Below are 22,470 nucleotides of genomic sequence, written 5' to 3'. Positions count from 1 at the left end.
GAAGCAAATGTCTGTTCAAACAATAGAAACAATGGCAAAGTGGGTAGAAAATAACATAACAGAAAGCCCAAGCCTGCAAGATATGTCATCATATGTTGGTTATTCACCGTATTACTGCTCTACAAAGTTTCGGGAGCACATGGGTATGACATATAAACAATTTCTTGCCCAATGTAAATTAAAAGCTGCTGCTAATGATCTTTGCATAACCAATGACAGAATAACCGATATTGCTTTTCGATATGGGTACTCGTCATCTGAAGCGTTTGCAAGAGCTTTTTCACAAGCGTTTCAATGCTCGCCACGCCAATATCGGAAAACTTCCGGTGTTTCTCTTAGCTCACCTTAGTCTATAGGGCGTATTGCTCCCTCCGAATTTGTAAATGCGAGGAGATAAAATGTCTGACAAGTTTGGAAGAAATGATCTCTGCTGGTGTGGCAGCGGTCGAAAATATAAGAAATGTCATGGCCCTATTGATGAGCAAATTGAAATCTACCGCTTAAAGGGATATGAAGTGCCTTATCGAAAATTGCTTAAAACAAAACAACAGATTGAAGGTATTCGGGAAAGCAGCAAACGAAACATCGCTTTACTGGATTTCATTGCAAATTATGCGGTTGATGGAATCACCACGGAAGAGCTTGACCGGCTTATCTTCGAAAAAACCAAGGAACTGGGAGGCGTTCCAGCAACACTCAATTTTGACGGATACCCTAAGAGCGTGTGTATCTCAATTAATGATGTTGTATGTCATGGTATCCCCTCTGATCGTATATTCCTGCGAAACGGCGATATTGTAAATATTGATGTGTCTACAATTTATAACGGATTTTTTTCAGATTCTTCACGCATGTTTTGCATTGGTGCTGTTTCCGCTGAGAAACAAAAACTGGTTGATGTTGCGAAAGAGTGTGTGGAGCTGGGCATTGAACAGGTAAAACCGTGGGGATTTCTTGGTGATGTTGGGCAAGCTGTTCAAGACCATGCAAGGGAAAATGGATATTCTGTCGTTCGAGAAATCGGAGGCCACGGTATTGGTCTACAATTTCATGAAGATCCTTGGGTCGGTTATGTGACAAAGCAAGGAACAGGAATGCTCTTAGTCCCAGGACTTGTTTTTACTGTAGAGCCTATGATAAATATGGGAAAATCCAATATAGTAACAGATAAATGCGATAATTGGACTATTCGCACTGCTGATGGGAAGCCTTCTGCGCAATGGGAAAAACAGGTGTTAGTAACCGAAACTGGTTATGAGGTGTTGGCATATTAATGAACAGTTAGGAATAACCAGAATTTCTTATTATGAGCATAATGAGAACCTAAATGAGCAGACCCAGCTCCTTGCAGAACTGGACCTACTCATTATTACTACATGCCAAGAATAGTCCAAATGTACAGCGGGCAGGTCAGTGCAAACACGAGGCAGGCGAACAGAATTGCGGGCGCGGCCCACTCAAATTGCCCGTGTTTGCGGTAATCAAAGTACGCCGTCGCAAGTTTGGCGAAGAAAAAGACCGCCAGAATCAGGTCGATTGCGGGAAATACGACCTTGTTCACTACAGTCTTGATTTGCCCGGAGGCATCGTTCCATGTTCCTTCAATTGCTCCCGCCACATCGCCGGAGCCTGCCGCATACGCTGTCGTACCGAACAGTCCGATAATCAGCAGCATGACACAGAGCACAGACAGGATTCGTTTCATTTTCATAGGGTTACCACCTTTCATTATTGGTTTTGGGGCAGAAAAAAAGACCGTGAAGTTCTTCACTCCACAGCCGTGTTGTTTTTCTGCTGTTGTTTGCTACATGGAAAGCCGGGGCTGCTGATTTTGTTCCAACAGTGGAGAAACCTCTATCACCTCCGGATTTGCCTGAAATTTTAAATCACTACGGAAACCGACCTTTAACCGGCTGAATTCCTGTGCCTCCGCCAGCAGCTCGGGAGGACTGCCGTGGGGCGTCTCCTGATTCCAGCGAACCCATTCACCATTCTGGTATCGGGGTGTGAGTCTGAGAATCACATAATCCTCCGGCATAAAGGTTGGATACTGCCGGAGGATGCCGTTCACGTCATAATAGGGCTTACCCTCCTGCATAACTGTTCTTTCCATCAATGCCAGAGTATCCTCCAGCGAGGTACAGAACCAGCATTCCCGGTCACCAAACCGGCGTATTCTGTCATCCTGTAGGATACTGTCCAGCTGCGCTCGTTTTGTGTAGTGGTATAAGCTGCCCTCTGGTTTTTCAATGCGTTCATATGCCATATCACACCTCTCAGTCCGGTTTGACAGGCGCAATGTGCCAGTCATCCCAAACGCTTCCCTGGATGTTCACTGAATCGGTCAGATTCATAGAAAGCATTCCCGAAGGCGTCCAGCAATCTATCAGCCATGTGTAGGGAGTGTAGCTTCCGTTTGGCATCCATACGGGGGTAAAGTGCGTTCTGCGTTTGTAGGTAGAATACTTGTTGGCAGCAAATTCAAACTTGGAGCTATAGCCGGATTGGGTACGCTCTAAAAGTCGCCAGTACGTCTGATATTGAAATTCTGGAAAATAGGTAACGGCATTCTGCACATCGGTCACCGCAGAGGATTGATTGGTACTGACATTAGCAGTGGTGCTTTGATTGATGCCGTAACCGCTTCCCATGGTTTTTCCCGAGGCGGTAGGTACCTTTGAATCAGGAGTGATGCTTATAGATGCGGAAAGACTGGCATGGTATGCGTCCCAATCGAATTCCCACCATCCTTCGTCTTCCCACCATCCATCCTCATCTTCATCACCGCTGTTCCAAACCCAATATTCATGCCACCACGGGCGCCAGACACCCCAAGAGGCCGAGGTCTTCTGTTCCTTACTCGGCACGGATGGTTTGGTATAGCCGTCGTTCCGGTCATCCGCCACAGGATTGGGTGGATCATTTCCGGATAGGTCAACGATTTTAGCAGTAATGCTACCCTTGCTGGCTGAGCCACTGCCTGATACCGACACATCAATGTTCATAGTCTGTGGTGTGGAGGGTGTCCTCCAGCGCACCCATACCAGCTGGCTGTCTCCCTCTGGGTAGTACACGCCACTGACAGTATAGGTTCTGCCTCCTATGTTAAATCGGACTGTTACCGGATGGTCAGGATCGGACTGTCCACCACGAACGGTGACTGAGGTGATGACATCTGTATTAACTCGATACTCGTAATCCCATGCAGTCACTTCGGGCGGTTCGTCCGGCTTTTCCTTAAACCGAACAATACCTATTCCCAGGGATGAAATGATATCAACATTAGAAGCCGCTGATGTTCTTGAGCCTGACCATGCGGGATAACCAAGATCCGATACCTCTAAGAACATCGCCAACGGCAGGTTTTTGTGGCTGAGCGACACCATCTTGCTTCGCAGTCCACCACCTAGCTTCTGATCGTAAAGAGCTGCTTCGGTGGCTGTCATCGCCATTTTTACACCCTGAAATGTAATATAGGCAATAGGTTCCAGCAGAAGCTTGTATTCGCCGTTAATTAATACATCATAGTTCATACCGGTAACTTGAGCGATATATCGGATAACAAGTTCATCTGTAAAATAACTTTTAATTTGTGCAATGCTTGCCTGCCCGCTGCCTGAACTTATTATTCGAGGCATTGAAAGAGCTGGTTTTAAGCAAGTGTACGTTGATGTAGTTGGCGAAACCCCATGCCCGTTGGTATATGCAATTTTCGAGACTTTTCCAAAATGCACAGAGACCGATGGGGTTTTGTTTGAGAAATCTATAGGGGTTGTTACAGTAGCTCTATCGCTTTCACGAACAACGGTAATTCTAACACCCTCATTGCCAGAATTCCAGTAGTTTTCGCTGGTACCGCTGCCCATGCCGCCACCTCCATGATCGATGTTTCCATCTCCTTCGGCATGGGCGGTGTTCGGCAAAAACGCAGAAACTAGCAGCACCAGTATAAGCAAAATACTGAGATGTCGTTTCATATGATACCTCCCTGAAACAGTAAAAAGCACCGAATGATCGGTGCTTTTTATGTTATATTCTTTTTTGGGGGCTAATCCATCTGCCCCACTTTATTTCCTGTCAGCTCATCGCCCTCATTACCCACAGTCTCCTGCTTAACACCGCCGCCTTCATCTTCAATCCATCCGAAACCCGGTACATATATCTTTCCATCTTTCTTTTCTCCGCCTGCCGGTTCCTGCGGTGTTGTCTTTACCGTGCCCTCCGTCTTATTCTCGGAAGTCTTACTTGGGTTAACAGTAGGATTTTCTTCCTTTGAAGTCGAAACTTCCGTTTTAGGTTCCTCTGTAGGAGCAGGTGGTTTCGTAGGCTCTGCTTGGATGCTCTGCTCGGTACCGGTGGATTTTCCGGTGTCCACACCCCCCGTCACAGCCGGTGTTTCTGTCGGATCAATCGATGGTACGCTTATCTTCGGCGTTTCTGAAGGTTCCATGGAAGAGTCTGGAACATCCACACTGGGGGTGACCTCACTGGACACCGCCTGCGTTTGTAAAATTTCCGGTTCTTTGGGAACCTTGGTTTTAAACTGTGAGGCAATAGCTATCACAAGGACGATGCTCACAACACCGAGCCCTGCAATTGTAAGTCTGCGCTTTGTTTTTTCTGTCAGTTTCATGTAGGATGACCTCCTTTTCGTGAATGGTTGATGGTATGTTTTTCAATGACACACCATACTACAGAAGTTTTCGGAAGTCTATGGATAATCCGAAAACAGCTAAAATAAAGGCATATATTTCGCCTGAGTTTTGAGGTTGATCACCATCGGCGGGAGCAGCTTGCCCCCAAATCGTACCGGAACCTCCAATCGAATCACTGCATCAGCCAGAAATCCACGGCTGTTGTTGGGGCTGCCCGGTGCCAGCGGCATATTTTCTAAGTTCACAGATAGTCGTGAGAGTTTGAATTCCAAGCCATCTCCGGAATATTTCACATGATAGCCGCTTTCGTAGCGCAGCCCCAACAGCTCGTCCAGATGTCCGTAGATGTCACCGTAATCAAGGCTTTCCTCAAATTCATCTGCAGATGGCATATACGCTCCAGCGTAGCCCTCACGGACACCGTGATATACATCGTCATAGCTGTCGTTCACGGTGGAAATTACTGCGGATTGAACCGCGTCCCGGACGCCCTGGGCAATGATCGCCAGTCGGATATACTCGGCGGCTCCGCACAGCACCATCAGCAGCACCAAGGCTACTGCAATAATTAAGGGAAACGAGGTTCCTTTGTTATCTTTCAGAATAGCATATTTTTTTCCATTTGTCACTTCCAATACACCTCGCTTTTCCCGCTGGCCTGTGCTTTCAGTGTGACAGGGAAGGTTCCGAAGCCGCCAAAAAGACCGAGATCCGTCTGAGTGGTCACTGTTACGGTAAATTCCTGATTTAGCTGAATTTTTCCACTTTTCGACCATGAGATATCAGGATTAAGTCCTGTCTTTTCGGTCAGTACCTGCGCCCGCAGGGTGGTTTCACCGCCCACACGTCCGGCGATTTCCGCTTCCCGGCACAGCTCGGCGGCATAGGTGTCCAGCTTATTCTTTGTAACGAATACAGGCAGGACGCTGACTGCCACCGCGATGACCAGCATCACGCACAGCACCAGCACGGCTACGTCAATATAACCTTCACCGCGTCTGTTTTTCAGTATTTTCTTCAGCACAGGGTCACCCCCTCCATGGGAGTCTGCTCCTGCTCCATATCCATTTCATGAATGTAATCACTGAGCAGATGCCATGCACCATCACTGAAACGGGCATTTACAACCTCCTGTTCCAGCAGTTCTTCTGCAGAAATTTCCACAGCATACTCTGGGCTTCCCGGATGCCCCTTTGTGCTCTGCCCGACCAGCAGAAGTTGTGCCTTTTCCGGTGTCAGATACACATATCCGCCTGGCGTCATCATATCATAGGCAACGCCTTGGTGCTTTTCAATGAATTCTCGAACAGTTACAGGGCGATCCCGGTTGGTGGACGGTTCTGCGCCTTTTGACAATGCATAGAGTTTTTCTGTATCCTGGCTGTCCATTACCGCCCATAGCACATGGGAGAAATCCTCATCATGCACCATCTTCATACCGTTCTCTGCTATCCATCTATCCCGCACGATCTCCAGTGGATTTTCAAAACGCAGAAGCCATGCGGCCTGCTGCTCATCCACACGTCCCATGAGGTGTTCTTTTGTCATCCGAACCGCATAGATTTCCTCCGCTTTACCAATCAGTTCCACCGGTGAAAGTCCCGACCATTCTGTGGTAAAAGCATTGTAATTTTCCTGTATCCGGTCAAACAGCAGGGCTTGATTTTTGTTTTCCATCGTAACACCTCCAATCTAAAACATTGTTCCAAGTGAATTTAAAATCTCCACGGCGATAATGGCGAGATAAGTAAAAAGAAAGCACATCAGCATAATAAAGGAGAATATCCGAATCTTCGGCGGGATCTTCTGGGCCTGCCCCTTAAGTCTCTGAAGCTCCAGCGCTTTAAAATCATGCGCCAGCATCTGAAAATATACAGCACTGTCATCACCGCGCAGTACGCCAATAAGTCCTCTGACCACATCAGAAAGCATGGGCGAATTAAGCCTTGACTCAAATCGGGTCAGCGCTGCTTCATAGCTGGAGGAACGCATGTCGGCGGTCAGAACATCCAACTCATGGGCAAAGGCAGGTCCGGCATTCTTCTTGTAGGTTTCAATCATCGCCAGCACATCCCGGCTGGCCTTTAGGGTCTGCTCAATGGTTGCCACAAATCGGGGGAGCTCACCTTCTACCTGCTCCCGCTTCTCCCGAAGCTGCTCGTCAGCACGTTTCGTTTCCTGAAAATAGGTCAGCACTGCCAGAATCAACAGTACCGGAGCCAGCAGCGGAAGCAAGAACAGGCACGGCAGCGCCCCAAGTGCAATGGCTCCGGATTTGGTAATGGCATAGGCCGTATACACCTCCGGTGTCATGGAAATGCCGGAAGCCTTTAGGATATTTGCCATCCGGCTGCGCTTGTACTCATCCATCCGGATGTATTTCGAGAGCTTTACGGCACCTGTCATCAGCCACGCTTCCACTGTTTTAGCAGCTTTCTTATTTTCCTTGCCGGCACCCAGCATGGCCTTTCCGGCACCTATGGCGGGAAGCTTTAGCACATCCGCCAATATCAGAAACAGTCCTACAGCAATAAGGATTCCGGTAAAAAACAACTGTGTCATCATCCCGGTCACCTCCTGTACTCAATGGGCTTGGTTAGTCGTATCACAAATGCCGCAGAACTAAAGATAGCGGCAGCACAAATTGCCAGAATGATCTGCCCCACCATAGTGTGCATCAGCGTATGATACCAGTCCCGGTTCAGCATGTACATAATGGGGATATTGCCCACCACCAGCATCGCCATAATGATAAATTCCTTGCGGGGCTCAGATACCAGATACTCCAGCTCCGCATTGACAATCCGCATATCGCTAAGCTTTGAGACAATGGGTGTCAGCGTGGTTTTTAGGCTTCTGTCATAGCGGCAGGAGCTGATGGCATCCACCCATTCGTGGAACACATCGTTCTGAATCTTTGGCTTCATGGCATGGAGTGCCGCTTCCACATCCGGGTCAATGAGCTGGGTTTGTGCCAGAAATTCTGTAAACACGTTTTTTACCGGCGGGTTCAAATACTGTACGCTTTCCTCAACTGCGGTGAGTATATCCTCGTTTCTTAGATAAGAGGTTGTAATGATGGAGAGCGCGGTTTCCAGCTCGGCCGCCACCGCCTTTTTGTAATGGGACGCTGTCAGCCGGATGTACCAGAAGGGCAGGAACATCAGCCCCGCCGCCAGCACTGGCACCAGAAACACATTGTTTAGCAGAATAGCAAAGGCCGCCCCTGCCGCGAAAAGTAACAGCGACACCGCGCACACCATGGAAAAGCGGCTTGCGCGTCCGGTGAGCTTTAAAATCTCCTGCACTTCAATAATCTCCCGGCGCAGAAAGCGAGCCTTTTTCCGGTTTGTGCTTTCGTTGATCTGCGCACGAATGCTTTGATCTTTTCGGGTCAGAAACCCGAACAAACCATCTGTAAACTCTAAGGGAGAAAGGCCGAGGATGAGAAAAGTTCCTGCAATCAAACCGATGCAGGCAATTAAAAGGATTTCTGTCATGCGGCACCTCCCATCGCAAGAATGCGCTTCAATGTGCTTTGCGGCATGCCGTTCTCCAACAGCCTTCTCTGCAGACTTCCCGAGATGCCCTGCACGATTTCATGGTGTCCGGTAATGATGAATTTTCCGTTATCCATACGGTTTTCGGTGATGTGGTACTGAAACAGTGGCCGGAAGTTTCTCGTGCCGTCTGGCAGGATCTCGCATTCCATAATTTCCATGACACGCCGGGCCTTATTCTCCAGCTGCTTGCAGAACACCACCAGGGGATAGGCTTCTGTCACATAAGCCATGAGGGTTTCATCCGACATATCCACCGCGCGCTTGCACAGGGATACCATTCTGCGCCATGTGGCCTCACAGCTGTTGGAGTGAATTGTGGTCAATACCGTGATACCGGTTCGGGCTGCTTCCTGGGCTGCGTTTGCCTCAGCGCTTCGCATTTCGCCCACCACTACATAATCCGGGTTAAATCGCAGAGACATATCCAGAAGACTGGTCTGCGTAATCCGCTGCCGTTCATTTTCACTGTCGCGGGTCAGGGTATGAATGACGCTGTTTACGACTTGCCCATCTTGGCGCCTTACCAATGCAAGCTCGCGGGAGCCGTTCTCAATGGTAAAGATACGCTTTCCATCCGGGATAGTGGTCAGAAGCCATCCTGCCAGCGTGGTCTTGCCAGAGCTGGTGGCTCCTGCCACGCAGGTGGACACCCCGTATCGCAGGCATTCCGATAAAAAGTCCAACATCGGCTCAGTGGCTGTGCCGCCTCCGGTAAAGTCATCCTTTTGCATGGACTGCGGGTTTACAATACGGATAGAGGCGGCTACGCCGACATCTTCATCCACCACCGGAGATTTTAGAACCGCAATACGGATATTTTTGCTTAAATGCCCAAGTGCAGTAGGGCTGGCATTGTCAAGCACCATACCGGACACATGCAGCATGCGGCGCACCACATTGATTGCGTGTTCGGGACTTTCAAAGTGTTCCTCCAGTTTTCTGGTGACACCATTGCTGTACTGCACCTCCACATCATCCCAGGCGTTCACATCAATTTCCTCAATGCCCTCCCCGAAGATGTACTTGGTCAGGAAGGAAAACTCGGCCATTTCAGTATAAAGCGCGTCAGTGAGCTGGTTCTCGGTCATTCCCGCCACTGCTGCCCGGTTATCCTGCAGGTACTTGGCAATATACCGCTTGATCTGCTCCTTTCGCTCACCATTGCTGCCATCCGTAATGAGTCCTGCATAATGGGAGGAAATATGGGCCTGAACCTCCCGGAGGACTGAACCAAATTCATGGGTATTTGAGGATGAAAAAAACAGGCTCTGAGAGCCTGCCGCAGTTCGTGTCTTATCTATTTTCATAACTGGAGCAGATACCGTCTGCCGGTCTGCATTTCCAGGCTTCTTTCGGCTCATACACCAAACACCTCCTTTGCTATTTTTTCAATCTCCTTGCGAAACCCCCGGCTGTCCTTGAGGCTCAACTCCCCAAACAGATTTCCGCACAGGGCCAGATTTTCCAACTCTTCAGAATGTGGAAGCTGAAATACCACATTGCCCAACACCTGTTCAATATGCTCTCCTGCCTGATTGGAGCGCACATTGGATGCCACCTTATACTGCTTATCCGCATCCCATTTCTGATCCTTCAGCAGGGGCAGCTGGCTGGATAGGTAGCTGATGGATTTTAAGTCGCAGTTTACCAGACGAAGAACGGAATCCGCCTCCAGCAGGGAAACCGCTGATAAAATGTCATGTGCGATGTAGCTTCCGCAATCGATAATGATGTAGGGTGCGATGTCTCGCAGGTGATTGATCAGTTCCGCCGCCAGCTCCTGGCTGTAGGGCGGATAGGTAAACACATTTTCTCCCTTGAGCATGCCGATCATGGTGAGGTTCCCCATTTTCTTATGTGTCACACAGTTCTGTTCAATGAGCAGATCGCTTACATGTGTGGCGGCAAGGATGCTGCCAAGGGAGCGTTCACACTCCAAGTCACCGGGCGGGCAGATACAGGGAAGCATGGGGGCGGTCATATCACACAGCAAAAGTGCCACATTCTTTTTATGTTCGGCAAGGTATTTTGCAAGGCGCACACTAACGGTGGTCTTGCCGCTGCCAGGGCTGCCCCATACTGCCAGCACCTGCACATCCTGTTCCGGTTCCTCCGGCAGGACTTCCTTTTTATCTCGGGAGAACAGGCTTCCCTTCATAAAGTTCAGCATCTTATTCACCTCCTGCTTCTGTGGCAGGAGCCTCCGTTTCAGCAGATGGTTCTGTGCCGGAAGGCTGCGCTGCTTCAGTATTATCCGATACTGCTGGTACAGGATACAGCTTGGCGATAACCTCATCCTGCAGCTTAGTAAACTGAACAGCATTTTCCTTGGAACCCCTGAAAACAAGTGAAAGGTGGAGTTTTCCATCCGCTTCCAACGCTGCAAGAATTTTTGCTTGTTCGGGCGATACCAGCAGTGTCACAGTAGAGGGAAGCTCCTTTTCATCTTCATCTTCAGAAATCTCTCCGGTATCTGTGTCATAGCCGGTGCTGGCCGTGACGCCGATCACCTCTACATACGTCAATTCCGGGGGGATGACTGTGGCTCCCTGTTTTTTATAGTCCGGTGCAATGACCGAGACAATATCACCTGAGATGAGCTTGCCGGAAAGCCCTTGGGCAAAGTTTTTGATGCTTACCGAAATGGCCTGCTTGTCACCATTTAAGCTGTACAGATAGGCATTTTCAGCGGCTGGAACGTCAGAGAGCTTATCGGTAAGGATATAATCTCCGGGGAACAAATCCGCTTCAGCATATTTGCCGATTACTGAGTCGGTCTGGCGCAGTAAGTTCTCCGGCAGGTTGTATCCACCCACCTCCACCGTCTGCACGGTATCCTTTGTGATTTGGTCACCGGCTTTGATCTCCTTCACCACCCGGACAATGCTTGTTTTCTGCGATACGCTTTGGTTAAACAGCGGAGTAAGCGCAAAGCAGATGAGTAACGAAAGCACGATGCAGAGTACCCCCAGCATCGTACGGTTTTTTAGAAAACTCATAGAGTCAATTCCTCCTTCTTTCTATTAACATTCGGATTAGAATTAAAAAAAGCGGCGGTTTCGGAATCTGCGGATAAGCAGTGCTGCAACTGCAGCAACCGGAACGGCAACACAAGCGACAGTAACTAATGTTTTTTTCATGGGATAGTCCTCCTTCAAAATAAAAAATAGGCTGCAAGACAGCCAATGGATAGAAAAGGCGCGAGGGGGTATGCCCTTGGCACAGTCCTCCCCCGCAATTTTTGGATTATAAAACACAGCGCATGAAACAGAAGAAGCAGGATAAGTCCTGCCACTAACGCTGTCATTCCGTTGTAAAAGCCCAGCACCAGACCGGAAGCCGCCATGAGCTTGATATCCCCGCCGCCCATGCCGCCCCATAACAGAGCGGCACTGAGCAGGACGAAGCTGGGAATCAGGCCAAGCAGTTTTTCCGGCGTAAAATCAAGCAGAGCGGTCAGGACGATGCATAGGCACAGCAGGTCGGGGACGATCCGTTTGCAGATATCCCAAGCGGATACCGCAGTCAGCAGAACAACAAAAAAGCCGCCCTGCAGCAGGAGCGACGGATCAGCCACCATAATTGAACATATCAACGATACGCTGTTTTAATGTAGGCAGGACGGTCTCACCGAACAGGGCATACAGTCCGGCCAGCACCAGAGCACCAATGACAACAGCCATAAGGATCTTGATGGCCGTGTCGACGAAATTTTCCCCGTCCTTTCTGCGGAGCAGAGCCTGTGCTTCCAGTGCCTTTTTGATGAGCTTATTGCTTACCTTGGATACGAATTTTTTCATTGAAATGACCTCCATTTTATTTGATTTGGTTTTTAATATTGGTGAATGGGTGGCATGGCAAGACTACAGCCCTGCCATCTGCATACCGGGCTGTTGTTCCGGCTGGGAAGCCTGTTCCATCAGCTGTCTGCCCTGGGTCTGACTCTGTGTCAGTGCCTGCTGGTAGGCATCAACCACCGTTTGATTCAGCTGCTCACGGAACTCCTTGGTGACCGGAAAGCAGATATCCTTGTACTCGCCATTGCCCGCCTTATAGCTGGGCATGGCAATGAACAGCCCCTTGGTGCTGTCCACGATTTTAACGTTGCGGATGGCAAAGCAGTCGTTTAGGTTGACCGATGCATAAGCCCTGACATTACCGTCCGGACGAATGGAGCCGATTTTCACATCGATCTTCATAGGGATCGGCTGTTCAGTGGCGGTCTGTGCTACGTTCGGTGCAGTTTGCGCTTTACTCATGGGGGATTCCTCCTTCTTCAGATTCTTCTACTTGCAGGGTCTGCTCTCCGGCCTGCAGGAGTGCCTGTCGGTATGCTTCCAGTACCGCTTCATTGATCTGCTCCCGAAGCTCTTTTACGATAGGAAAGCAGGTGTCCCGGTACTCGCCGGAGGTACTTCTGCGGCTGGGCATAGCGGCAAACAGACCGGTGGGTGTTTCGATGACCTTCACGCCCCGGACAACAAAACAGTCTGCCAGCGTAATGGATGCAAAGGCTCTTACCCTGCCATTTAAGTGAATCGTATTGATACGGGCATCGATTTTGATGGGTGTTAATTGCTGGTTCATGTGTTTTCCTCCTTCATTTTTAGGCAATAAAAAACAGCCCTATGGCTGTGTTGTCTGTGGCTACAGATTCATTTGCAGCCCCTCAATTTGTTCCTGCTCCGGCGCTTGAAATGAGATTTCCTTGAAACCGAAGGTATCACAGTAATGAAAGGTGCTCCCGCTTTTATCATACAGCTCCAGCACATCCGACATAGATAAACTGTGCCCTTCATAGCCGGGTGGGTGGTCAACATTAAATTTGGTATAGAGTGCTTCCAGATCATTGGTGTCCACCTCGCCGTCGTACACCACCTGATAGCTGGCGGGGTCCGGTTCTCCGAAGCGTCTTGTAAAGTCATCATAGTTGATGAATTTCATCATCACATCCGTTTCAGGTGCAATCTGCCACACACGGCAGCGCCTTAGCAGTGCAGTGTTGCCCTCCGGATCGAGGGTCCCCGTCGCCAGACGCTCGAAGGTGCCAGGCGTCCATTCCACTTCCAGTCCCTTTTTTTCTGTGAGATAGGATTTCAGTTCATCGGTTTGGAACATAGGATCGACCACAGCATTTTCCCCAGAGAGATAGCCTGCCGTGTTTCCATAGTACAAAATGCGGTTGTTTTTAATTTGAATATTGCTCAAGAAAAGCCCTCCTTTCCATGTGAGGCTGATTATTGGAAGTAAAACTCCACACTGTAGGTGATGTTGGATTTGTTATACATGCAGTCGTGATTTGTGTAGTAGTAAAACTCCAACTGACTGTAGATGCCGGGCGAAAGGGAACGGCTGAAGGTGATGCCGTTGGTGGTAGTTCCGTAGTCGAGCTGATCCCACTGTCCGGTCAAGGTATTGTATCCGCGGACACGTCCGTAGTCGCTGCCGGAATGCCCGGAAACTGGCGGCACGGTGAAGGTGTAATTGGTAATGGTCGCACCAGAGATCCCCTGCTCCAGAATAACTGATTCCGGGCCTGTCAGCGTCATGCCGCCGCCGCGATTCGGATCGGCTACAAAGAAAACTATCGCAGCCCAGGACGACTCGGCTCCAGTGGAATCCACGGCTTTCACGCGCACCACGTTCTTGCCCAACGGGTAGGCAGTGCTTGTTTGTGCGGGACGTCCTTCCCAAATGTAGGTGATGGCATCTCCATCCGGATCACTGCTGGAAACGGTAATGGTAATGGCAACGCCCGGTGCTATACTGTTGCCGTTTGGTGTGCGGGTAATCACCGGAGTGCTGGGTGCAGAGTTGCTTACAGTGAAGGTGATATTCGTCCAGTCAGAATATAACCCCCATGCATCCTTGGCACGGACCTTCACGGTGTGGGTTCCCACGGCATAATAGCCGTCGGCAGTGTTGCCGGAGTATTCCAGTGTGACAGCATCTCCATCCGGGTCGGTAGCCGAAGCAGTAAGATTCACCCGCAGCTTGCCGTTTTGAGCCGTGCGGGTAACGGAAGCGCTTCCGGTCGGTTTGTTCGGTGCATTGTTGGTAATGGCGACATTTTGAGCATAACTGAAGACGCGCCCCGTGCTGTCTGTGGTGCTGGCAGTCAGAACATAGCTGCCTGCGGCACTGATGGTGATATTGCCGCCACTATTGGTGAGACTGCCGGTGTAAGTTGCCGGACTTCCACCCTTAGTCAGCGCCCACACGAGGTTTCTGCCATCCAGTCCGGTGGCTGCCGGCAGGGATACATTAAAACCAGCACCGATATGAACGGAGGACGGCACGGCAAACGGGAAGCTGGCAATTGGTTTAATGGTTGCCTGATTTGAAGAAAAAGTGAATTTACGTCCGTTTGTATCTGTTGCTTCGGCAATCAGTTTTACAGAAATCGTTTTGTTGGTAGAGATATTCAGAGTTCCGCCATTCTTGGTCAGAGCACCTGTTGCATATTCGGTATAAGTTCTGGCAGTGCCTCCATCGACAGAAAGAAGCCATACCATGTCCATTTCCGCCAGCTCAGAGCCCGAAGCGGTAACCGCCATGGAGTCCCCGCTGTAGGTCAATGCAGGAACGCTGATGCTCATGGTCGGGATAGGATATACAATAAATTCCCGGCTTTTTTCATAGGTGCGGCCGGAAGGGTCTATCATGGTCAGAGTCAGCTTATAGGTTCCCTTTGCTGAAAAAGTGAGAGATCCGCCTCCTTCTGTCAGGGAACCGGAAGCATAGGCAGCATACGGCTTGACTTCGCCTGCATCCTTGCTGACTGTCCAGTTGGCTGTGAGGTTTTCCAGATCCGTACCGGTGACACTAACCGCTCCAGCTTCTCCTGCATACCATACCTGCGGCGCACTCAGCGAAACAGAAGGTACCGGGTAGACGGTTGTAACTGCGCTGTAAGAGAATACACGGTCAAGAGCATCCGTCATGGAGGCAGTCAAGGTATAGGTTCCGACATCCTGAAAGCGGATTTTCCCGCCGTAAGCATTCAGACTGCCTTCCAAAGCACTGGTAAGCTCCACCGGCTCCCCATCTTTTGTGAGCACCCATTCTACCGGTAGTGTATTGTTATTGCCGCGGGTACGCAGATCAATGGTGCGGTCGGTATGGGTGGCATCCGGCAGTTCGAAGGATAGGGTCAGCACTGGCAGGACTTCGATTTTCCCGCCATCCTCATACAGGAATACACGGCCGGTTTCGTCGGTAATCCGGGCAATGAGTTCATAGATTCCTGCATGTTTGAATCGGATGGTGCCGCCGCTGTTTGTAAGCGTACCGTCAAGATAAGTCGCAAGATCTTGGAATCCGAAGCTGTTCTCCAACAGCCACTCCACCTTTAGATCCCGCAATTCCAAGTTTTCTGGAATAATGGATACGGGGGTATCCGTATGGGCAGTTTCCGGCAGCTGGTAGGTGATACCCGGTACCGGATAGACCTTAATAGGTGCAGTATAGCTGTAGCTTCTGCCAGCAGGGTCTGTAAAGGCGGCTTTCAGCACATATTCGCCCTTTTCCTTAAAACGGACAATGCTGTCGGTGTCAGTCAGAGTTCCTTCCACATAGTCCGAGAGCGTGAGCGCTTCACCGTTTCGGGTCAACGACCACTGAATTTCAGCAGTCCCAAGATGTTGGAATGATGCCTGCACCTGAACACTTTTGTCTATATGGGAAATCTCCGGCAGATAGAAGCCAATAGCGCCCACCGGGTAGATGGTAACAGCCTGTGATGCTTCAAAGGTTCTGCCAGTTTCATCCGTCAGCGTTCCAGTAAGACGATACACGCCTTTGTCCTTAAAACGAACTTTGCCGCCTTCATCGGTCAGGGAGCCTTCCAGTTCCTCTGCGATTTCAGCCGTTTCTCCATTCTTCATAAGGCTCCAAACCACAGGCATATCATCTGCATTTAGCAGTGTGGTGGAGATTTTAAGCTCTGTATCAGTATGGGCTGCTTCAGGAAGCGCAAAGGTAATCTCTGCAACGGGATAGACTGTTGTACTTTCCGTATGGGTAAAGCTGCGGCCAGTTTCATCGGTCAGGGATGCTGTAAGTGTCTGTTGTCCGGAATTCTTGAACACAAAGGTGCCGCCCTCATTTCCAAGCGCACCATCCAGCATATCGGTAAGAGCTGTTGTTTCACCGTCTTTTTCTGCCGTCCACATGATGTCATGCCCATAAAGAGCTTCCAGCGCATAGGACAGCGTCACCGATTTGTCTGTGTGGGTGGTTTCCGGCAGGGCGAAGGTCAGGTCAATCACCGGGTAGATCGTCACCGTTTTGGATAGCACGGTTTCCTTTCCTCTGACGTTTTTCGCTGTTGCGGTCAGGGTATATTTACCCGGCTCCTTAAACTGGAGTATACCGCCCTCCAGACTGAGCGTGCCGGCATCTGTCAGTTCTTCCGGCTGCTCGGAGCCGTCCACGGCAGTTTTACTCAACGTCCATGTAAAGCTCTGCATGTATTTCCATACCGGCATGACTTTGATTTCAGTATCGGTATGTGCGGTTTCGGGAAGCTCAAAACGCACCTGCGCATCCGGGTAGGAATAGGGGCCTCCGCCGGAACTACCACCGGAGCCGCCGCCGGAGCTTCCTGAATCATCATCGTCATCCGAATTTCCGCCGGGTGTCGGTGTTGGTTTTACAGGATCGGGCGTATTAGGCGCGGGTGTTGGCTTGGGTATTTCCGGTGTGGGGGTAGGTGTTGGAAGAGGTTTCGTTTTATCAATCAGATCCTTAGCCTCACCCTTGGTAACCGGATCGTTCGGCTTCAATTTTCCGTCAGAATTTTCTCCGGTAATGCCATCCTCTTTGCCGATAATGACATAGCCCTTGTCGCCATTCTTGATGTCCTTGTCATCGTCATAGCCGCTGTGTCCCTGGGTATTTTTCGCTTCCTCATCCTTTCCGCTGATACGCACCAGCATCTTGATGATTTCAGCACGGGTGATCGGATCATCGGGATGGAAGCCATCCGGATAGTCAGCAGGGTCAATGATGCCTGCATCAATCAGCGCCTCAATGTACTTTTCCGACCAATGTCCGTCAATATCAGGGAAACTGGCCGGGTCTTTCTCCACGTCCTTTGTGTCCAGCGGGATATCCCGCACCATAATAGTAGCGAACTCACCACGGGTGAGGATCTCATCCTCCGGGATAAACAAATCGGGACGCTGTTCCATAAAAACAAAAATCCCGCCGCCGATCAGCAGCAGGAGGAGAATGAGGATGGCGATTACGCCAACCCTTCTCTTTTTCTTTTCTGCCATGAGAATACCTTCCTTTCAATTTTTTATAAAAGGAGCCAAAGTCTGCAACGCGTTACAGCTTCAGCTCCATGCCGCCATTTTGTTCCTGTTCTTTGCGATGTGCATCCAGTATCTCCTGCGTTGGATAGATGAGTTTACCATCCACCATATCAAAAACGCAGAAATCATCCCGGTCGCAGACCATGATTCGATGCTGATATTCCTTCTGCAGGTCGATGTAGTCCTGCACCTCCTTGGGGCTGCAAAGCCACACACCGGAGGTATAGCGGCCATCCGGCAGAAAGCAATAACCGCTGTACTGAGGCTCATGATTTTTCAAGTCCAGCGCTCCTGCCGGACGAATCTGTGAGAGCTGGAGTCTGGCATGATCCGTAAGAATTTCAGGCTTTGCAATGCCGAGAATGTCACTGCGGTTCCAGCGTATCTGTTCGCCATCTGCCAGGGATACGGCAAAGACCGCACGTCCACTGGGACTTTGCTTACTGCCAAAGCCACCGGTACATAAATACAGCTGATGCTCTGCACTGCGATGGGATTCAGGCAGTACGGCTGCGCTCAGCACAACCACCTTTCCCTCCAGTGAAATATCATATCCCGTCTGCCGGCAGTCCTGCGAAGTTAAAAGCTTTTTTTCTTCCACGCATTAATTCTCCTTCCTTTGTTTGAGAAGCTCCGTTAAATCGGTGATGAGACTTAGCTGTGTGTCATCCGGCATCCGCTTAATGGCAGCGCGAACATAGGCTTCCACCGCTTCAGGTGACTGGTCGCCTACCTCGATAAGCTCCACCTTCTGAATGCTGACTGCACCCTGACGGACATTCAGCTTTACGATATCGCCGTAGTCCAGTCCGGATGCTGAGCGCATGTCCTTGGGAATCAGCACTCTGCCCTTACTGTCGATAATGCGGTATGTGTTTTTAGCATTCATACAAAGTAACCCTCCTTTCTCATAACCTCCCGAACGGTATCGGGGTGAATACCAAGCTCTTGAAAGAGCCCGGTCACCTCCTCTGGCAGTTGATTTAAAATATCTGAGGCAAAAATGACAATGGCGCCGTCCCCACAGATGATTTCCAGAGCACTGTCGGCAGGAATTCCCGCATCCTCCAGCAGCTCTGCCGGCAGATTCAGACCGTCCTCGTCATCTGCTTCATCCTCGTCCTCCGGAGCATCCGACAAAGCGCACAATGGTACGGCAACCTCGATGCCGGATTGGGTAAGTAAAAGCAGAGGGGCTGATTCCTCCGCCTGGGATGCAAGAATGACATTGACCTGATCACCAGGTGTCAGCCCTGCGGGAATTGCAGGAAGCGTCAGAAATCCCTGGGTATCGACGACCGCTTTTGTTTTCATAATTTTCATAGAATGTTTCCTCCTTCATTAATACCCCTTGCGGGAGTTGGGTTATTGGTCAAAGAAAAGACCGGTGTCAAAAAGATTGAGCTGTGATGGCATATCCCGCAACCTTTCGCCAGTATCATAGTTGGAAATCAGCACCTCGGCGTACTCACTTCCATTGTCATAGCGCTGCGCCAGATTATTGAGACGGCTGACCGATTCGATCTGGAAGTCTTTATACAGCTCCCTGATGAATTCGCAGTCGTTATAGCTGACCAGAAATTTACCCTTGCAGGCTGTCAGCGTGTCCCGCAAGCGATAATGATCCTCCTTTCTGAATTCAACAGCATAATGTCCTTCTGTCTGGTAATAGGGAGGATCGCAATAAATAAAAGCATTTTCTCTGTCGTACTGTCGGATGAGGTCTTCAAAGTCCTTGTTCTCTATGACCGTATCCTTTAAACGAACATTGGCCTGCCAGAGCAGGTGGAAGGCTTTCCGGATATCAAAGGGCTGACAGCCGAAGCTGGTGCATCCGCTTCCGTAACTGTATCGAATGAGTTTATAGAAGGCGGCGGCGCGCTTCACATCATTCATGACTGCTTTCTCTGTAAGAATCTGCCGGATATCTTCATGCTCAAGTGGGGAGAGAGATCGCCCGGCAAGCTCTAACTCCTTTGCCAGATACTCACTGGTGAATTCCTGCTTCTCCAAATACCTGCGAAGCACGCCAAACTCATCTCGCCCATTCAGCGGCAGGAAGTTCAGTTCCTGAATCAGTGCAAGTGTTTGCTCCTTAGCACACCGGAACATGTTCGTTAGGTCGTTGTTAAAATCGTTGTACACCTCCATGGCGGTATCAACCGGCCGACCGAACAGCACCCAGCCCCCGCCGCCGAAAACCTCAATATACCGCCCGAACTCTTTGGGCATTCGCTGATAGATTAGTTCCCGCAGTGCTTTTTTTCCGCCTACCCAGCTGATGATGCTGTTCATTTTTTCACCTGCCTTTACTGCGGCGGTTGATGGCATCAACATCCGTTTTCATACAGGTTCCATCCGGACTCCAGCAAATGAAACCGATACGGGGATAAGGACAGCCCTCGCAGCGGGAACGCTCGGCTGGCAGCGGCACGCCATAACGTTTTGGGGGACCGGTTGCTCCCGCACCCGGCTTTTCTAATGGATTTGCTTTTTGATTCATGGTTTATGCTCCTTTCGCTGAAAACAAAAAAGGCGCCGCCTTTTTCCAAAGACGACGCCTCATGTTTTCTTATTCTGTTTATCATAGTTGATTCAGGAAAAAGAAAAAGCGCCTTTCAGTTTCAGTTGAAGCCAAAAGGCGCTACATATTAAGTTGCATCCCTTGACCGGGATAGATAATAACGAGACGGGAGGCTTGTAGTTCCACCACTTCACCAGTTTCAATCATTTCACGATGCAGAGCAATCCAACTTAAATCCTCCGCACCAGCAGGTTCGGGAGGACCGTGCCCGTAACGAAAAGATTTGGCGATCACGGCGATGTACTCTGATGCACCACAGTCCTCAAGAAGCTCCGTGTATAGATTGGACCGTTGTATGTCCTCTACCTCCGGAATACCGCTCATAATTCCAGCATCGCGAATTCCTGTATTGGTTTCCAGACCAATGATAGAAAAAATTTTGCTCATGATGAATTTGACCTCCTACATTTTATATTTTCTGTGTCATAAAAAATGGGAACAAAAAAAGGCTAAGTCTGCAGGTCATTAAAGTTGACCTGAAACTTAGCCTCTTAATTTTTAACTGATAATATATTCACTTCTGCAAATCAATATAAAATTTCATTTCATAGTTGTGTAAGCTCTGGACCGTCTTGTAATTTCATCATCTTATTATGGTCGTATAAAACACCCTTACGAAGAATATTATCCCGATTTTTATGGCTACCTTCTCTTAGCCCAAAACTATCAAATTTTCTTAAAATCATCTATGTCATCTGTGGAAGGGGCAAAAAAACGGGGGCAAAAATCGCATTTTTTGAGCTCTGAAATCGGTCATTTTTGAGCTAAAAACCACAACATCTTGTGGTCTAACCCTTAGTTTTCTTTTCTGAACCACAATACGTCATCATTATCACTGCTTCAACATGCACCGTCGCAGGAAACATATCCACACAACAAACTCTCTCCACCTTATACCCCTTCTCCTGTAGCATCACCAAATCCCTGGCCAAACTAGTTGGCTTACAAGAAATATATACAATCCTATCCACACCAAAATTAATAATCTTCTCCAACGCCTTCGGATGTATCCCATCCCTTGGCGGATCCAGTACAATCAAATCCGGCTTCTCCTCAATGTTATCTATCACTTTCAGTACATCCCCGGCTATAAATTCACAGTTATCCAGTCCATTCAACTCCGCATTTTCCCTTGCCGCTATAACGGCTTCTTCAACAATTTCCACTCCAATTACTTTCTTGGCTACCGGTGCCAATAACTGAGCAATTGTCCCAGTTCCGCTATACAGATCAAATATCAGTTTGTCCTTCGTCTCTCCAATAAACTCCCTGGCAGTACTGTAAAGCACTTCCGCTCCCAAAGAATTGGTCTGAAAGAAGGAAAAGGTCGAGATCTTAAATTTCAGTCCAAGAATCTCTTCATAGAAATAATCCTGTCCATACAATATATCCGTACGGTCACTTTGTACAACATCTGCCTGACTGTCATTATACGTATGAAGAATCCCAACAATACTGCCACTTAACTCAAGTTCTAAAAGCTTATTCTTAAACTCCTCTATGATTAAGTCTTCCTTTTTTTCATAATCCCACTGGCTAGATGTCACCAGATTAATCAGAATCTCTCCTGTCTTAACCGCCTTTCTTACTAGCAAATGGCGCAAATACCCCACATGAGACAGCTTCTTATAAAAAGTCATCCCCTTAGCACTAAAATACTCCAGCACGCAGGTCAGTACCTGATTATAATCCGTATCAACAATCTGGCACTCAGATGTAGTTACAATATCATAAAAGCTCCCTTTCTTATGAAGTCCCAAAGCCAGCGGTCCGTCCTTCATTTCATCACCAAAGGAAAATTCCATCTTATTACGGTACCCCCATTGCTTCGGACTGCCTTTGATCCCTTCAAAGGGATAATCACGACAGACAGCATCCAACAAACGCTTTACCTGTTCTGCTTTCATACTAAGCTGGGTTTCATAGGGTATGGTCTGATAGGTACAGCCTCCGCAGGGACCAAAATGGCGGCACTTTGGCTCTTCTGTTTCCAGAGGGGATTTTTCCAGGACTTCAAGGAGTCTGCCTTCATTTTTTCCTTTACGGGCTTTATTTACTACAACACTTACCTTCTGGCCTGGGAGGGTATTTTTAATGGATACCTTTTCATCTTCTATCTGAAGGATTCCCTTGTTGGGGAAATCAACTCTTATTACTTCACCGACACACTGTGTTCCTTTTTTCACGTTTTTTGTCTCCTGCTTCTTTTTTTCAATGAAAACATTATACGATATAATGCCTCTGTTTGTCCACCTGCTCCGGTTTGTTCCTGCTGGTTAAATTCTATTTTTATTAATTCTTCTGCAAAAAAAATTAAAAATAACACCAAATTTATTGCTTATTATTCA

The 22,470-nt window shown here is 49.0% G+C and carries 27 protein-coding genes; 2 read left to right on the top strand and 25 right to left on the bottom strand.

Translation table 11 applies throughout. The annotated features are described in order from the left end of the window. Positions 1 to 7 precede the first annotated feature (7 nt). Together BR73_RS0108880 and BR73_RS0108875 are read left to right on the top strand one after the other, a co-directional pair. Positions 8 to 349: an AraC family transcriptional regulator gene (locus tag BR73_RS0108880; protein WP_026184155.1), complete on the top strand. Its 342-nt coding sequence runs from the start codon at positions 8 to 10 to the stop codon at positions 347 to 349. 49 nt (positions 350 to 398) lie between these two features. Continuing rightward, positions 399 to 1,274, top strand: coding sequence for a methionyl aminopeptidase (locus BR73_RS0108875; protein ID WP_026184156.1), 876 nt, complete (start codon positions 399 to 401; stop codon positions 1,272 to 1,274). A 98-nt stretch (positions 1,275 to 1,372) separates the two neighbouring features. Here the strand turns inward: BR73_RS0108875 and BR73_RS0108870 are convergent, their stop codons facing one another. From BR73_RS0108870 to rlmD, 25 genes are all read right to left on the bottom strand, one after another. Further along, positions 1,373 to 1,711 (bottom strand): DUF3852 domain-containing protein, encoded by a 339-nt coding sequence (locus BR73_RS0108870; RefSeq protein ID WP_033165242.1) that lies wholly within the window; start codon positions 1,709 to 1,711, stop codon positions 1,373 to 1,375. Between the two features lie 93 nt (positions 1,712 to 1,804). Further along, the gene (locus BR73_RS0108865; RefSeq protein WP_033165241.1) at positions 1,805 to 2,266 is read right to left on the bottom strand and encodes a hypothetical protein; all 462 of its coding nucleotides are present in this window, start codon (positions 2,264 to 2,266) and stop codon (positions 1,805 to 1,807) included. Positions 2,267 to 2,276: 10 nt separating this feature from the next. After that, positions 2,277 to 3,977, bottom strand: a complete 1,701-nt coding sequence (locus BR73_RS0108860; protein WP_033165240.1) for a hypothetical protein — start codon at positions 3,975 to 3,977, stop codon at positions 2,277 to 2,279. Between the two features lie 71 nt (positions 3,978 to 4,048). After that, positions 4,049 to 4,633: a DUF6550 family protein gene (locus BR73_RS0108855; RefSeq protein ID WP_033165239.1), complete on the bottom strand. Its 585-nt coding sequence runs from the start codon at positions 4,631 to 4,633 to the stop codon at positions 4,049 to 4,051. A gap of 99 nt (positions 4,634 to 4,732) precedes the next feature. After that, positions 4,733 to 5,284: a hypothetical protein gene (locus tag BR73_RS0108850; protein WP_033167244.1), complete on the bottom strand. Its 552-nt coding sequence runs from the start codon at positions 5,282 to 5,284 to the stop codon at positions 4,733 to 4,735. Continuing rightward, positions 5,281 to 5,676: a DUF4320 family protein gene (locus tag BR73_RS0108845; RefSeq protein WP_033167243.1), complete on the bottom strand. Its 396-nt coding sequence runs from the start codon at positions 5,674 to 5,676 to the stop codon at positions 5,281 to 5,283. Before BR73_RS0108845 ends, BR73_RS0108850 begins: the two co-directional genes overlap by 4 nt. After that, entirely contained in the window at positions 5,673 to 6,332 is a 660-nt protein-coding gene (locus tag BR73_RS27270; RefSeq protein WP_051685071.1) for a hypothetical protein, read from the bottom strand. Before BR73_RS27270 ends, BR73_RS0108845 begins: the two co-directional genes overlap by 4 nt. Positions 6,333 to 6,347: 15 nt before the next feature. Further along, positions 6,348 to 7,217, bottom strand: coding sequence for a hypothetical protein (locus BR73_RS0108830; RefSeq protein ID WP_024345953.1), 870 nt, complete (start codon positions 7,215 to 7,217; stop codon positions 6,348 to 6,350). Positions 7,218 to 7,225: 8 nt separating this feature from the next. Beyond that, positions 7,226 to 8,155, bottom strand: coding sequence for a hypothetical protein (locus BR73_RS0108825; protein ID WP_024345954.1), 930 nt, complete (start codon positions 8,153 to 8,155; stop codon positions 7,226 to 7,228). Next, positions 8,152 to 9,525, bottom strand: a complete 1,374-nt coding sequence (locus BR73_RS0108820) for an ATPase, T2SS/T4P/T4SS family (RefSeq protein ID WP_242837851.1) — start codon at positions 9,523 to 9,525, stop codon at positions 8,152 to 8,154. The genes BR73_RS0108825 and BR73_RS0108820 overlap by 4 nt, the downstream gene beginning before the upstream one ends. A gap of 50 nt (positions 9,526 to 9,575) precedes the next feature. Further along, a complete protein-coding gene (locus tag BR73_RS0108815) occupies positions 9,576 to 10,388 on the bottom strand; it encodes an AAA family ATPase (protein WP_033165236.1) in 813 nt (270 codons plus the stop codon). Between the two features lies 1 nt (position 10,389). Further along, positions 10,390 to 11,217: a Flp pilus assembly protein CpaB gene (gene cpaB / locus BR73_RS0108810; protein ID WP_024345957.1), complete on the bottom strand. Its 828-nt coding sequence runs from the start codon at positions 11,215 to 11,217 to the stop codon at positions 10,390 to 10,392. A gap of 155 nt (positions 11,218 to 11,372) precedes the next feature. Then, positions 11,373 to 11,798 (bottom strand): A24 family peptidase, encoded by a 426-nt coding sequence (locus tag BR73_RS0108805; protein ID WP_033165235.1) that lies wholly within the window; start codon positions 11,796 to 11,798, stop codon positions 11,373 to 11,375. Continuing rightward, positions 11,788 to 12,018 (bottom strand): DUF6133 family protein, encoded by a 231-nt coding sequence (locus tag BR73_RS0108800; protein WP_033165234.1) that lies wholly within the window; start codon positions 12,016 to 12,018, stop codon positions 11,788 to 11,790. The genes BR73_RS0108805 and BR73_RS0108800 overlap by 11 nt, the downstream gene beginning before the upstream one ends. Positions 12,019 to 12,081: 63 nt before the next feature. After that, positions 12,082 to 12,477: a SpoVG family protein gene (locus tag BR73_RS0108795; protein ID WP_033165233.1), complete on the bottom strand. Its 396-nt coding sequence runs from the start codon at positions 12,475 to 12,477 to the stop codon at positions 12,082 to 12,084. Continuing rightward, the gene (locus BR73_RS0108790; protein WP_051685070.1) at positions 12,470 to 12,805 is read right to left on the bottom strand and encodes a SpoVG family protein; all 336 of its coding nucleotides are present in this window, start codon (positions 12,803 to 12,805) and stop codon (positions 12,470 to 12,472) included. The genes BR73_RS0108795 and BR73_RS0108790 overlap by 8 nt, the downstream gene beginning before the upstream one ends. A 60-nt stretch (positions 12,806 to 12,865) precedes the next feature. After that, positions 12,866 to 13,426 (bottom strand): YodL domain-containing protein, encoded by a 561-nt coding sequence (locus BR73_RS0108785; protein ID WP_024345962.1) that lies wholly within the window; start codon positions 13,424 to 13,426, stop codon positions 12,866 to 12,868. Positions 13,427 to 13,455: 29 nt separating this feature from the next. Next, on the bottom strand, positions 13,456 to 17,499 hold the full coding sequence (locus BR73_RS0108780; protein ID WP_033165231.1) for an S-layer homology domain-containing protein: 4,044 nt from the start codon (positions 17,497 to 17,499) through the stop codon (positions 13,456 to 13,458). A 52-nt stretch (positions 17,500 to 17,551) separates the two neighbouring features. Then, positions 17,552 to 18,139, bottom strand: a complete 588-nt coding sequence (locus tag BR73_RS0108775) for a hypothetical protein (RefSeq protein WP_033165230.1) — start codon at positions 18,137 to 18,139, stop codon at positions 17,552 to 17,554. 3 nt (positions 18,140 to 18,142) lie between these two features. Continuing rightward, the gene (locus BR73_RS0108770) at positions 18,143 to 18,427 is read right to left on the bottom strand and encodes an AbrB/MazE/SpoVT family DNA-binding domain-containing protein (protein WP_033165229.1); all 285 of its coding nucleotides are present in this window, start codon (positions 18,425 to 18,427) and stop codon (positions 18,143 to 18,145) included. Next, positions 18,424 to 18,861 carry a hypothetical protein gene (locus BR73_RS0108765; protein ID WP_033165228.1) on the bottom strand — a complete coding sequence of 146 codons (438 nt, stop codon included), beginning with the start codon at positions 18,859 to 18,861 and terminating at the stop codon, positions 18,424 to 18,426. The genes BR73_RS0108770 and BR73_RS0108765 overlap by 4 nt, the downstream gene beginning before the upstream one ends. Positions 18,862 to 18,903: 42 nt before the next feature. Continuing rightward, positions 18,904 to 19,833 (bottom strand): DNA adenine methylase, encoded by a 930-nt coding sequence (locus BR73_RS0108760; protein WP_033165227.1) that lies wholly within the window; start codon positions 19,831 to 19,833, stop codon positions 18,904 to 18,906. A gap of 4 nt (positions 19,834 to 19,837) precedes the next feature. Next, on the bottom strand, positions 19,838 to 20,041 hold the full coding sequence (locus BR73_RS0108755) for a hypothetical protein (protein ID WP_033165226.1): 204 nt from the start codon (positions 20,039 to 20,041) through the stop codon (positions 19,838 to 19,840). A gap of 141 nt (positions 20,042 to 20,182) precedes the next feature. Continuing rightward, positions 20,183 to 20,509 carry a hypothetical protein gene (locus tag BR73_RS0108750; protein ID WP_033165225.1) on the bottom strand — a complete coding sequence of 109 codons (327 nt, stop codon included), beginning with the start codon at positions 20,507 to 20,509 and terminating at the stop codon, positions 20,183 to 20,185. Positions 20,510 to 20,910: 401 nt separating this feature from the next. Further along, positions 20,911 to 22,308 (bottom strand): 23S rRNA (uracil(1939)-C(5))-methyltransferase RlmD, encoded by a 1,398-nt coding sequence (gene rlmD / locus BR73_RS0108745; RefSeq protein ID WP_033165224.1) that lies wholly within the window; start codon positions 22,306 to 22,308, stop codon positions 20,911 to 20,913. Between the last annotated feature and the right edge of the window lie 162 nt (positions 22,309 to 22,470).

Source organism: Clostridium sp. KNHs205, from assembly GCF_000702945.1.
In the GTDB taxonomy this organism is placed as follows: Bacteria; Bacillota; Clostridia; order Lachnospirales; family Lachnospiraceae; genus Anaerocolumna.
Note: the sequence above shows the minus strand (reverse complement) of the source record. Positions and strands in the feature narration are given on the sequence as shown.